The sequence below is a fragment of the Mycobacterium sp. IDUB_9 genome, from assembly GCF_055419505.1.
The window spans coordinates 742554-754371 of record NZ_JBVAXU010000003.1 but is presented as its reverse complement, the minus strand read 5'-3'; the positions used below and the strand labels follow the sequence as shown (position 1 = coordinate 754371).

Genomic DNA, 11818 nt, shown 5'->3' with positions numbered 1-11818 from the left:
CCGGCCGCGGAGAAGGCCGACCGCAACAACCCGGATCATGTCGCGGCACCGTTCGCCGGTGTGGTCACCGTCGGTGTGGCAGCCGGGGACACCGTGGAAGCCGGCGCGACGATCGCCACCATCGAGGCGATGAAGATGGAAGCAGCCATCACCGCGCCCAAGTCCGGCACTGTCGAACGTGTCGCCGTGGCTGCCACGGCACAGGTCGAAGGTGGCGATCTGCTGGTCGTGGTGACCGGTTCGGCGGGACGGAGCGAAACGACCGGGGGATCGACCTGACCCGCATCATCGCGGGGGAACTCGGTGGGCGCCGGCTACGAGTGCCCCAGCACCGGTCCGGCCTGGGTACTCGCCCCACCTCCGACCGGGTCAGGGAGGCAGTGTTCAACGCCTTGGCGGCGCGGCTGGATTTCACCGGATTGTCGGTGCTGGATCTCTTCGCTGGTTCGGGAGCGCTTGGCCTGGAAGCGCTTTCGCGCGGTGCCGCCTCGGCCACCTTCGTCGAGTCGGATGCGCGTGCGGCCGCGGTCATCGCCGAGAACATCACCGCGCTGGGCGTCCGCAACGCCGCAGTCCGTCGCGGCAGTGTGGACTCGGTGTTGTCTGGAGGTGCCACGCGGCCGGTCGACCTGGTGTTCGCCGACCCGCCGTACGATCTCGGCGACGCCGCGGTCGATGCGATGCTGACGGTGTTGGCGGCTGCCGGCTGGGTGACCGCGGGCTCCCTCGTCCTGGTGGAGCGGCGGTCGTCGAGTCGACCGGTGAGCTGGCCGGAAGGCTGGGATGCGCTGAGCGCCCGGCGCTACGGTGACACCCGGGTCGAACTCGCCGAAGTGGGTTAGCGGATAGCCGTCCGGGGTGGCCTGTAGCGTCGTCACCCATGAGTGGCGCGGTATGTCCCGGCTCCTTCGACCCGGTGACCCTTGGCCATATCGACATCTTCGAGCGGGCGGCGGCGCAGTTCGATGAGGTCGTGGTGGCGATCCTGGTGAATCCCAACAAAAAGGGCATGTTCGATCTCGATGAGCGGATGGCGATGATCGCCGAATCGACCACGCATCTGCCCAATCTCCGTGTCGAGTCCGGCCAGGGTCTTGTCGTCGACTTCGTGAAGACGCGCGGTCTGACCGCGATCGTCAAGGGCCTGCGTACCGGCACCGACTTCGAATACGAGCTGCAGATGGCTCAGATGAACAAGCATGTGGCCGGTGTCGACACCTTCTTCGTGGCCACGACACCGCAGTACTCGTTCGTCTCGTCGTCTTTGGCCAAGGAGGTCGCCTCCCTCGGTGGCGATGTCTCGGCGTTGCTTCCCGAGCCGGTCAACCGTCGGTTGCAGGAGAAGCTGAAGAGCTAGCCTGCGTCGGATGTCGGGTTGAGCGGGAGTTTGCCCGGCGGGATCCAGCACATGAGCGACGTCGGGCGGTCAGCTGCAGCAAAACCGGCGAACAAGCCCGTCGGCGACACACCGATTGTGCTCCCCAGTCACAGGCGTAACACCAGGCACACTAGTCACTGACAACGACGACCTGGAGGGTTTTGCCGTGTACCGAGTTTTTGAAGCGCTCGACGAGCTCGGCGCGATCGTCGAAGAAGCGCGCGGTGTGCCGATGACGGCCGGCTGCGTGGTACCCCGCGGTGATGTCCTCGAGCTGATCGATGACATCAAGGACGCGATCCCCGGTGAGCTCGACGACGCACAGGACGTGCTGGATGCGCGTGATTCGCTGTTGCGCGAAGCCAAGGAGCACTGCGAGTCGGTGATGGGCAAGTCGAACGCCGATGCCGACGGCATGCTCAATCACGCCAGGGCCGAGGCCGACCGGCTGCTGGCCGACGCGAAGGCGCAGGCGGACCGGATGGTCGTCGAAGCCCGGCAGCACAGCGAGCGCATGGTCGGGGAGGCGCGCGAAGAGGCGGCGCGGCTCGCGGCGGCGGCCAAGCGGGAGTACGAGGCGAGCACCGGCCGGGCCAAGGCCGAGGCCGATCGCCTGACCGAGAACGGCAACCTGTCCTACGAGAAGGCCGTGCAGGAGGGCATCAAGGAGCAGCAGCGTCTGGTGTCGCAGACCGAGATCGTCTCGACGGCGACCGCCGAGGCCACCCGGCTCATCGATGCGGCACATGCCGAAGCCGACCGGTTGCGCGGTGAGTGCGACATCTATGTCGACAGCAAACTGGCCGAGTTCGAGGACTTCCTCAACGGCACGCTGCGCTCCGTCGGACGCGGACGTCACCAGCTACGCACGACGGCGGGAACGCACGACTACGCCACCCGTTGACCGCCGTGTTGACGGTGGGCGCACTGCGTCGTGGTCTGGTGTGACGCCGCCGTAGGATCGATGCATGGCGACGCATGCGAGATCAGCTGGGCGAGGCGGGCCTGAAAGGCGCAGGGGTTCCCGATCACCGCTGGTGATCGATGTCTCCCGGCTGGGCAGACGGCCGGGTTCGTTTCTGGCCCATCAGGAGACGGTGCCCAGCCCGGTGCGTATCGGCGCCGAGCTGGTCGCCATCGAGAAGGGCGCACCACTCGAACTCGACCTGCAGTTGCAGTCGGTGTCGGAGGGTGTGCTGGTCAGCGGGACCGTATCGGCTCCCACCGCCGGTGAATGTGCGCGCTGCCTGACTGCACTCACCGGCGACGTCGAGATCGAGCTCACCGAGTTGTATGCGTACCCGGACAGCACCACCGACGAGACCACCGAGGCCGACGAGATGGGCCGGGTGGGTGCCTCTGGTCAGGCCGACACCGTCGACCTCGAACAGCCGATCATCGATGCCGTCGGGTTGGCGTTGCCGTTCTCCCCGTTGTGCCGTCCGGACTGTCCGGGCCTCTGCCCTGAATGCGGTGTCGCACTTGGCACCGCAGAACCGGGACATCACCACGACAAGATCGACCCCCGCTGGGCCAAGCTGGCCGCGATGCTGCCCGACGACGAGCGGCCCGGGGGCGACGAGTGACCGATTCGCACGCGGCGCTGCTGGAGGCGCTCGGCGTCGACCTTCCCGCCGAACTTCTCACCATGGCGTTGACGCATCGCAGCTACTCCTACGAGAACGGCGGCCTGCCCACCAACGAGCGGTTGGAGTTCCTCGGTGATGCCGTGCTGGGGTTGACGATCACCGAGGAGCTCTACCACCGCCACCCCGAACGCTCTGAGGGCGATCTGGCCAAGCTTCGCGCCAGCATCGTCAACACCCAGGCGCTGGCCGACGTCGGACGTGGGCTCACCGAGGGCGGACTCGGCAGCCATCTGTTTCTCGGCAAGGGCGAAGAGAACTCCGGTGGCGCCGACAAGTCCAGCATTCTGGCCGACGGCGTCGAATCCCTGCTCGGTGCAATCTATCTGGAGCACGGACTGACCACGGCCCGTGAGGTCATCCTGCGGTTGTTCGGTGAACTGCTGGACACCGCGCCGACGCTGGGAGCCGGGTTGGACTGGAAGAGCAGCCTGCAGGAGCTGACCGCCTCACGTGGGCTCGGTGCTCCCAGCTATGTGGTGACCTCCACCGGCCCGGATCACGACAAGGAATTCTCCGCGACCGTGGTGGTGGCCGACGTCGAATACGGCAGCGGTGTGGGGCGCAACAAGAAAGAGGCCGAGCTGAAAGCTGCGGCCGCGGCCTGGACCGCACTCGACAATGCGTGAGCACCCATGCCCGAACTACCCGAGGTAGAGGTAGTCCGTCGCGGGCTGCAGGAACATGTTGCGGGCAAGTCGATTTCGGCGGTACGCGTGCATCATCCGCGTGCGGTACGCCGTCACGAGGCCGGCCCCGGGGACCTGACCGCCCGCCTGTTGGGGGCCCGCATCACCGGAACCGGCCGCCGCGGCAAGTACCTCTGGCTCACGTTGGGCGAGGATGGCGGCGACGACGAGACCGAAGCGTTGGTGGTGCATCTGGGGATGAGTGGTCAGATGCTGCTGGGCCCCATCCGCGACGACCGGCATCTGCGGATCGCCGCGGTGCTCGACGACGGCACGGCCCTGAGTTTCGTCGACCAACGTACGTTTGGTGGCTGGCAATTGGCCGAGTTGGTGACGGTGGACGGCACCGCCGTGCCGCAACCGGTGGCACACGTCGCCCGCGATCCGCTCGACCCGCTGTTCGACCGCGACCACGTGGTTACGGTGTTGCGGCGCAAGCATTCCGAGATCAAGCGTCAGCTGCTCGATCAGACCGTGGTGTCCGGTATCGGCAACATCTACGCCGACGAGGCGCTGTGGCGGACCAAGATCAACGGCGCCAGAACCGCTGCGCTGCTGCCGCGTCGCCGGCTGGCCGATGTGCTCGACGCCGCCGCCGAGGTGATGGCCGACGCACTGAGTCAGGGCGGGACGTCATTCGATTCGCTGTATGTGAACGTCAACGGCGAATCCGGTTACTTCGAACGGTCTTTGGATGCCTACGGCCGCGAAGGTGAACCGTGCCGGCGGTGCGGCGCGGTGATGCGCCGCGACAAGTTCATGAACCGGTCATCGTTCTACTGCCCGAGGTGTCAGCCCCGCCCCCGGAGCTGACGCGCGCCTCACCCGAACCGGATCAAGGCATGCTGGGCATGCCCGGCATGTCGGACATGCAGATCTTCCACGATCCGCTTTCCTTGCGCAGGTACAACTTGCCGGGGCCCGCGCTGCTCGAGATGTCGACGACCGCTTTGCTGCCGTTCACCGTGATCTTGGTGATCTCCGCCGTACCGCTGGAATCGGTGGTCTTCGGAATGTCGATGGCATCCAGGCCGCCGATCTTGTCGAACAGATCGCGATCCGCCTGGCAGAAGTAGGGCAGCGCCTCGTTGAGGTCACTGGAACTCGACATCACCTCGTCGAGGAAATCGCGCACCTCCTTCTCGGCGTCGCTGGAGCCGGAGGACTGTGACGAGCCCGCGCTGTTGCGGCTCCCCGAATCCGAACCGCTGTTCAGCGCGAAGATCGCGACGCCGCCGACCAGGATCACCACAGCCAGTACGGCGAGGCCAATCGCCAGCCACTTACCGTTGCCGCTCTTGGGCGGCTGGGGAGCGGGATAGCCGTACGGCTGCTGCGGCGCACCGTAGGGCTGGGCCCCATATGGGGAGCCGTACGGCTGCTGGGGCGCTCCGTAGGGCGAGCCGTACGGAGCCTGGGGGTCCTGAGGTGGTGCACCGTAGGGCGCTCCGTACGGAGGCTGGGGCTGCTGGGGCGCTCCATACGGCGAGCCGTAGGGCTGTTGCGGCTGCTGAGGTGCTCCATAGGGGGAGCCATAGGGCTGCTCAGGGTTGGCGCCGGTGTTCGGATATCCCTGAGGTCCGCCCGGCTGATATGGCTGCTGCCACGGCTCGGGAGACCCCGATGGCGGGGTGGGCGGATTGCTCGGCGGGTACGTCACAGTGCTCCTCGGCGAAGTCGGTCTGCCGAGTCTATCGTCGCTGCCTGGGTCACCGCCGTGTCCGACGGGGGCCGTTGACCGATCCGGCCGGCGATTACCCCTGGAATAACCGCGTGTCGCGGCGTGTAGAAATACCGCATGACCGAACTTTGGGTTGACCGCACCGGAGTCCGCAGGTATGTCGGACGGAGTTCGCGCGGTGCAGAGGTGCTGGTGGGCAGTGAGGACGTCGAGGGCGTGTTCACCCCCGGTGAGCTGATGAAGATCGCACTCGCGGCGTGCAGCGGAATGTCCAGCGATCAGCCGTTGCGGCGGCGATTGGGCGACGACTATCCGGCGACCATCCGGGTGTCCGGGCCGGCGGACCGGGAGCAGGAGCGCTATCCGCTGCTGGAGGAGAAACTCGAAATCGACGTCTCGGGCCTTTCGGAGGCCGAGGTGGCCCGGGTGCTGACCGTCGTCGAGCGCGCGATCGACCAGGTCTGCACGGTGGGCCGCACCCTCAAATCCGGCACCGAGGTGAAGTTCGAGGTCGCCCCTCGATGACCGGACCGGAACTTCCCGCCGGGCCCGATACCGAGGTGCGGTTGAGCGCCTGGGTGCACGGTCATGTGCAAGGCGTGGGGTTCCGGTGGTGGACCCGATCTCGCGCGCTGGAGCTCGGTTTGACCGGGTTTGCTTCGAATCGGCCCGATGGGCGGGTCCATGTGGTGGCCCAGGGGCCGCGCGGGAAATGTCAGCGATTGCTTGAGCTGCTCCAGAGCGGGAAAACCCCGGGGTCCGTGGATCACGTCGTCGCAGATTGGGCGGATGCCGACGCCCCGATGGCGGGGTTCACCGAACGGTAGCCGAGTCGGCGGTAGGGTAAATCGCCGTGCACCTCAAGAGTCTGACGCTGAAGGGCTTCAAGTCCTTCGCCTCGCCGACGACTCTGCGTTTCGAACCCGGGATCACCTGTGTCGTCGGCCCGAATGGATCGGGCAAGTCGAACGTGGTCGATGCCCTGACCTGGGTGATGGGCGAGCAGGGCGCCAAGACTCTGCGCGGCGGCAAGATGGAGGACGTCATCTTCGCCGGCACGTCCTCGCGGGCGCCGCTGGGCCGCGCCGAGGTGACGCTGACCATCGACAACTCCGACAACGCGTTGCCGATCGAGTACTCCGAGGTGTCGATCACCCGGCGGGTGTTCCGTGACGGCGCCGGCGAATACGAGATCAATGGCAGCAGCTGCCGGTTGATGGACGTGCAGGAGCTGCTCAGTGACTCCGGCATCGGCCGTGAGATGCACGTCATCGTCGGGCAGGGCAAGCTCGCGGAGATCCTGGAATCGCGTCCCGAGGATCGCCGCGCCTTCATCGAGGAGGCCGCCGGGGTTCTCAAGCACCGCAAACGCAAGGAAAAAGCGGTCCGCAAGCTCGACTCGATGGCCGCGAACCTGGCCCGCCTGAACGATCTGACCACCGAGTTGCGTCGCCAGCTCAAGCCGCTGGGCCGCCAGGCGGAGATGGCGCGCCGTGCGGCGACGATTCAGGCCGATCTGCGTGACGCGCGGCTGCGCTTGGCGGCCGATGACCTGGTCAGAAGGCAGGTCGAGTTCCACAACACCAACCAGGCCGAGACCATGCTGCGCCGCGAGCATGACGAGGCGACCGTCCGGCTGGAAGCCTCGACTGTCGAGCTGCAGGCACACGAGGCCGCGGTGGCGGAGCTGACCCGCCGCGCCGAGGCCGCCCAGCAGACCTGGTTCCGGGCCTCGGCGTTGGCCGAACGGGTGAGCGCCACCGTACGGATCGCGACAGATCGGGCCCAGTTATTCGAGGCTGAGTCCGAGTCGTCCACCGGTCAGGACCCCGAGGCGCTGGAAGCCGAAGCCGATGAGGTTGCCGAGCTCGAGATGGAGTTGCTCGGCGAGCTCGAGGAGTCGCGCATCGTCTTGGAAACCGCTCGCGCTGAGCTGGCCGAACGTGAGCGAATCGCCGCTGAGACCGAACGGGCGGCACGCGACGCGGCACGCGCGGAGGCCGACCGTCGTGAAGGGCTGGCCCGGTTGGCCGGTCAGGTCGACACGATGCGTATCCGCGTCGAGTCGATCGATGACGGCGTCATGCGGCTGTCGGTCAATATCGAGGAAGCCGCCACCAAAGCTCAACAGACGCAGGCGGAATTCGAGACCGTTCAGAGCCGCGTCAGCGAACTGGATGCCGGTGAGACGGGCTTGGACGAGCAGCATGACCGGTCGGTGGCGGCGCTGAGGCTGGCCGACGAGCGTGTGGCCGAACTGCAGTCCGCCGAGCGTGCCGCCGAACGGCAGGTCGCCTCGCTGCGAGCCCGGATCGAGGCCCTCTCGGTCAGCCTGGACCGGCGCGACGGTGCCGCCTGGCTGCAGAAGAATCACAGTGGCACAGGGCTTTTCGGCACCATCGGGGAATATCTGAAGGTGCAGCCGGGGCATGAGGTGGCGGTCGCCACGGTCCTGGGTGCGGCCGCCGACGCGTTGGCCGCCGAGGATTTCGGTGTCGCCGCTGCCGCCGTCGCCGCGCTCAAGGAATCCGACGGCGGCCGGGCCGCCCTGCTGCTGGGGGACTGGAAGGTCAACGGCTCGGCACCGTCGGGCGTGCTTCCCGACGGTGCGATCTGGGCCAACGACCTGGTCACGGTCCCGGACCGCCTGCGGGGGGCGATCACCGCGATGCTGGCCGGGGTGGCGGTCGTGACCGATCTGCCTGCCGGGGTGCAACTGGTCTCGGCGCGCCCGGACCTGCGTGCGGTGACCGCGGATGGTGATCTGATCGGTGCCGGCTGGATCAGCGGTGGCTCCGACCGCAAGCCCTCCACGCTCGAGATCAGCTCCGAGATCGACAAGGCCCGCCAGGGACTGGAGACCACAGAGCGGCAGACCGGTGAATTGGCGGCCGCATTGTCGGGTGCGCTGGCCGAGCAGGCGGCCCGCCGGGAGGCGGCCGAAGAGGCGATGGCTGCGCTCAACGAATCCGACGCGGCGATCGCGGCGATCTATGAGCAGTTGGGCCGTCTGGGACAGGATGCCCGCAGCGCCGGTGACGAGTGGCAGCGGTTGATCCGGCAACGCGACGAGCTCGAGGCCGGGCGCACCAAGACGGTCGAGGAACTCACCGAACTCGAGACCCGGCTGCACAACGCCGAACAGCTTCCGATGTTCGAGGCCGAACCGGTGGATCGGCAGACGTCGATGGCTGCCGCCGAGGCGGCGCGCTCGGTCGAGGTGGAGGCCCGTCTGTCGGTGCGCACTGCCGAGGAGCGTGCGAATGCGGTTCGCGGACGTGCCGATTCACTGCGCCGGGCCGCGGCCGCCGAGCGCGAGGCCCGGGTGCGTGCGCAACGGGCCCGGGAGGCCCGCGCACATGCGGCCCAGGTGGCAGCCGCGGTGTCTGAGTCGGGACGCATTGTGGCCCAACGGTTGAGCGCGGTGGTGGCGGTGGCGTCGCGGATGCGCGACGAGCTGGCCACCGAGCGTCAACTGCGCGGCACGGCTCTGTCCCAGGTGCGCGAGGTGGTCACCGAACTCAACGCGAGGATCACCGCGCTCACCGATTCTCTGCACCGTGACGAGATGGCCAAAGCGCAAGCGTCGCTTCGTATCGAGCAGCTCGAGGCGCAGGTGCTGGAGCAGTTCGGTATGCCCGCGGCCGACCTGATCGCCGAGTACGGCCCGCAGATTGCGTTGCCGCCCAGCGACTTGGAGATGGCGGAATACGAGCAGGCGCGTGAGCGGGGTGAGCAGGTCACGGCGCCGGCGCCGATGCCGTTCGACCGGCCGACCCAGGAGCGCCGGGCCAAGAAGGCCGAACGCGAGCTTTCAGAGTTGGGCCGGGTGAATCCGCTTGCATTGGAAGAGTTTGCGGCGCTGGAAGAACGGTACAACTTCCTGTCGACACAACTTGAGGACGTCAAGGCGGCGCGGACCGATCTGCTGGACGTGATCGCCGACGTCGATACCCGGATTCTGCAGGTGTTCACCGAGGCCTATGTCGACGTGGAGCGCGAATTCGAGCAGGTGTTCTCCACTCTGTTCCCCGGCGGCGAGGGACGCCTCCTTCTCACCAATCCGGCCGACATGCTCACCACGGGAATCGAAGTCGAGGCCAGGCCGCCGGGCAAGAAGATCAAGAGACTCTCGCTGTTGTCGGGTGGCGAGAAGTCGTTGACCGCGGTGGCCATGCTGGTGGCGATCTTCCGGGCCCGCCCCTCCCCGTTCTACGTGATGGACGAGGTCGAGGCCGCGCTCGACGATGTGAACCTGCGCAGGCTGATCAGCCTGTTCGAGCAGCTGCGGGAGAAGTCCCAGCTGATCGTGATCACCCACCAGAAGGCCACCATGGAGGTCGCCGACGCGCTCTACGGTGTGAGCATGCGCGGTGACGGCATCACCACCGTGATCTCGCAGCGGATGCGGGGCCAGGAACTGGCCGCCAGCCCGGGCTGATCAGGTGCCGAGCGCCCCTATGCCGCGTCGGAGTGTGCGGCGCGGTGGCTACGGCGTGGCTTATCTTGTGCACCCTTGTCTTTCGCCTCCGCAATTCCGGATTTGGGTTGGGCCGAACCGCTTTCCTCGGTGCGACGGCTCTTGCGGGTCGGACGTGGGTCGGCGCCCGATTCGTCGACCTTGACGCCGTCGGACGCCTTGGGCGAGAGTGCCTGCCGCACTGACTGCCTGATTCGCTCGGCCGCCGATCTCGGCTTCGGTGGCGTCTCGGCCTTGACCTCGGTCTTGATGTCGCCCTCGGCTTTGACAGCCGTGCCCACGGCCGTGTCGACGGCGGTGTCGGCCTCAGGATCCTTCGTCTCCGGATCGGATTTCGGGATGTCGGTGTCGGCTACGGCGAGGATGTCGTTGTCCGTTGTGGGATATGTGCGGGGCACGTGCGGACGGGTCAGTCCGGGCTGAGGCCCCTCCGGCGTCGAAACGCGGGGTGCCACCTTCTGGAGCGCCGAATTATCCAGTCCGGCAACGGTTTCTGTGTGGCGATCGGCGGTGTCGGCGGTGTTGATCCCCAGGCCGGTGAGGGCATTGCGCACGCCCTCCTCGGCCGCGGCTCTCAGATCCGATGCCAACTTGTCGAGATCGATGTGGGGTATCAGCCCGGCGCGGGTGGGGACACCCATGTTGGCCGGCGTGCGGTCATAGGCGAGCTCGATCAACACGCGCAGGGTGGGCTCGACCAGGTCGATTACCGGCGCCGGGATCCCTATGTCTCGGAACGGCTGCAGCAGCGGAAGGTGCTCGGTGTGCACCAGGTAGTAGGTGGTGTTGCCGGAGGTGTAGGAGTCGTATGTGCTCGGGTCGTTCAGGTTGACCACGGATGACCCGTAGTTCGGATGTAGGTAGACGTAGCCCATCAGGGCATTGAGATCGGCCAGCACGTTGAGTGGATATTTGGGGAAGTCGGCGATCAGGTCGTACTGACGGGCTACGTCGATCGTCTGGTATTCGTCGTCCGGGGTGGCGCCGTCGAAGCTGACCCCGAGGATCGGGATATAGAGGCCTTCGAAACGGGCGAGGATTCCACCGTTGGGCCGGTTGGGGTTGGCCACGAACACGAAGGACAGCTCGTCAGCCGAAGGGACGGCGGCGCCCTGCGCGCGAAGCTCGGCGAGGTTGCGCTTCTCCCGGGTGGCGATGTTGGCGCTCTGTGAATAGCCGACGACGACCTTTTCCCCTGAGGTGGTCAGCACGGCGTTGTTGAGGTTCAGGACCCCGCGGGCGACGGAGGTGTCGAAGGTGATGTCGGTCAGGCTGGTCGCGGGCCAGAACTGCTCTGGCGTCGACACCCATTTCAAGTCGTCTTCATCGAGGTTCCGGTCAGACAGATAAGTGTTGTTGACCTGGTCCAGGTACGTACCGGCACCCCACTGGTGCGGATCTCCCAGCACCTTCATCCCGGTTCCACCCATGATGAGTGCGGTCGCCGCCAGCTGAACCAGCGTGGACATGGTCGCCGTCACGACCAGCCCGACGGTGCCGATCAGAGCGACCAGCGTCAGTGCTACCCCCCGAAGCACACGAATGCGCATTCTCGTCCTCCCTTTCGAAACATCCCATGGGAAGACGACATGCTGACCAGACGCTGAAGCCATTCCCGACCCATCTGGATCGTGAACTATTCCTAGCCTCGCTGTCAGCTAATTCAAATAAAAGGCAGAAAAAATATGAATTCAGAGGTGACTGGGGATAGAAAATAGTTTCGACCATCACAGCAGCTAAGCCGTAGGTGAATTCTACGGCTTGCGTGGGCATGTTCCTGAGGTTGTGTGGTGAACGGAATATACCTTCTCGGTACGTTCATGTACCACGATTTTCGGCAATCGCATGCGCCGATTTTCCGGCGCACTCGTAGGCGGGCCACGTGCCCGAGCCGAGACGCTGAACGGGGCCGGTCGTTCGCGGGCGGCCGCCCTGAGACAATGG

At 66.4% G+C, this 11818-nt stretch carries 12 protein-coding genes; 10 read left to right on the top strand and 2 right to left on the bottom strand.

The features are described 5' to 3' along the window. From ACZY08_RS18045 to mutM, 7 genes are all read left to right on the top strand, one after another. Nucleotides 1–279 (top strand): biotin/lipoyl-containing protein (locus tag ACZY08_RS18045; protein ID WP_463745320.1); only part of this gene is annotated, 279 nt, incomplete at its 5' end. After that, complete coding sequence (gene rsmD / locus ACZY08_RS18040; RefSeq protein ID WP_463745953.1) at nucleotides 276–842, top strand: 16S rRNA (guanine(966)-N(2))-methyltransferase RsmD; 567 nt, start codon at nucleotides 276–278, stop codon at nucleotides 840–842. The genes ACZY08_RS18045 and rsmD, both read left to right, overlap by 4 nt. Nucleotides 843–880: 38 nt before the next feature. Then, nucleotides 881–1357 carry a pantetheine-phosphate adenylyltransferase gene (coaD, locus tag ACZY08_RS18035; protein WP_463745321.1) on the top strand — a complete coding sequence of 159 codons (477 nt, stop codon included), beginning with the start codon at nucleotides 881–883 and terminating at the stop codon, nucleotides 1355–1357. Between the two features lie 187 nt (nucleotides 1358–1544). Beyond that, nucleotides 1545–2282, top strand: a complete 738-nt coding sequence (gene sepIVA / locus ACZY08_RS18030) for a cell division protein SepIVA (protein ID WP_463745322.1) — start codon at nucleotides 1545–1547, stop codon at nucleotides 2280–2282. A gap of 64 nt (nucleotides 2283–2346) precedes the next feature. Next, nucleotides 2347–2964 carry a YceD family protein gene (locus ACZY08_RS18025; protein WP_463745323.1) on the top strand — a complete coding sequence of 206 codons (618 nt, stop codon included), beginning with the start codon at nucleotides 2347–2349 and terminating at the stop codon, nucleotides 2962–2964. Beyond that, nucleotides 2961–3653, top strand: a complete 693-nt coding sequence (rnc, locus tag ACZY08_RS18020; RefSeq protein WP_463745324.1) for a ribonuclease III — start codon at nucleotides 2961–2963, stop codon at nucleotides 3651–3653. Before ACZY08_RS18025 ends, rnc begins: the two co-directional genes overlap by 4 nt. A 6-nt stretch (nucleotides 3654–3659) precedes the next feature. Continuing rightward, complete coding sequence (mutM, locus tag ACZY08_RS18015; protein WP_463745325.1) at nucleotides 3660–4526, top strand: bifunctional DNA-formamidopyrimidine glycosylase/DNA-(apurinic or apyrimidinic site) lyase; 867 nt, start codon at nucleotides 3660–3662, stop codon at nucleotides 4524–4526. Nucleotides 4527–4548: 22 nt separating this feature from the next. Here the strand turns inward: mutM and ACZY08_RS18010 are convergent, their stop codons facing one another. Then, on the bottom strand, nucleotides 4549–5373 hold the full coding sequence (locus tag ACZY08_RS18010) for an Rv0361 family membrane protein (RefSeq protein ID WP_463745326.1): 825 nt from the start codon (nucleotides 5371–5373) through the stop codon (nucleotides 4549–4551). A 138-nt stretch (nucleotides 5374–5511) separates the two neighbouring features. On the opposite strand from ACZY08_RS18010, the gene ACZY08_RS18005 reads away from it, so the two are divergent. The 3 genes from ACZY08_RS18005 to smc are packed head-to-tail and all read left to right on the top strand — an operon-like array spanning nucleotide 5512 to nucleotide 9835. Then, nucleotides 5512–5919 (top strand): OsmC family protein, encoded by a 408-nt coding sequence (locus ACZY08_RS18005; protein ID WP_463745327.1) that lies wholly within the window; start codon nucleotides 5512–5514, stop codon nucleotides 5917–5919. Continuing rightward, nucleotides 5916–6221, top strand: a complete 306-nt coding sequence (locus tag ACZY08_RS18000) for an acylphosphatase (protein ID WP_463745328.1) — start codon at nucleotides 5916–5918, stop codon at nucleotides 6219–6221. Before ACZY08_RS18005 ends, ACZY08_RS18000 begins: the two co-directional genes overlap by 4 nt. Nucleotides 6222–6247: 26 nt before the next feature. Then, nucleotides 6248–9835, top strand: coding sequence for a chromosome segregation protein SMC (smc, locus tag ACZY08_RS17995; RefSeq protein ID WP_463745329.1), 3588 nt, complete (start codon nucleotides 6248–6250; stop codon nucleotides 9833–9835). A gap of 17 nt (nucleotides 9836–9852) precedes the next feature. On the opposite strand, the gene ACZY08_RS17990 is transcribed toward smc, so the two are convergent. Then, nucleotides 9853–11424 carry a PE-PPE domain-containing protein gene (locus ACZY08_RS17990; protein WP_463745330.1) on the bottom strand — a complete coding sequence of 524 codons (1572 nt, stop codon included), beginning with the start codon at nucleotides 11422–11424 and terminating at the stop codon, nucleotides 9853–9855. Nucleotides 11425–11818 lie beyond the last annotated feature (394 nt).

Excerpts from the sequence above, each read along its gene's own strand:
- coaD (WP_463745321.1), top strand. The coding sequence starts at position 881 with ATGAGTGGCGCGGTATGTCCCGGCTCCTTCGACCCGGTGACCCTTGGC.
- ACZY08_RS18025 (WP_463745323.1), top strand. The coding sequence starts at position 2,347 with ATGGCGACGCATGCGAGATCAGCTGGGCGAGGCGGGCCTGAAAGGCGC.
- mutM (WP_463745325.1), top strand. The coding sequence starts at position 3,660 with ATGCCCGAACTACCCGAGGTAGAGGTAGTCCGTCGCGGGCTGCAGGAA.
- ACZY08_RS18005 (WP_463745327.1), top strand. The coding sequence starts at position 5,512 with ATGACCGAACTTTGGGTTGACCGCACCGGAGTCCGCAGGTATGTCGGA.
- ACZY08_RS18000 (WP_463745328.1), top strand. The coding sequence starts at position 5,916 with ATGACCGGACCGGAACTTCCCGCCGGGCCCGATACCGAGGTGCGGTTG.
- ACZY08_RS17990 (WP_463745330.1), bottom strand. The coding sequence starts at position 11,424 with ATGCGCATTCGTGTGCTTCGGGGGGTAGCACTGACGCTGGTCGCTCTG.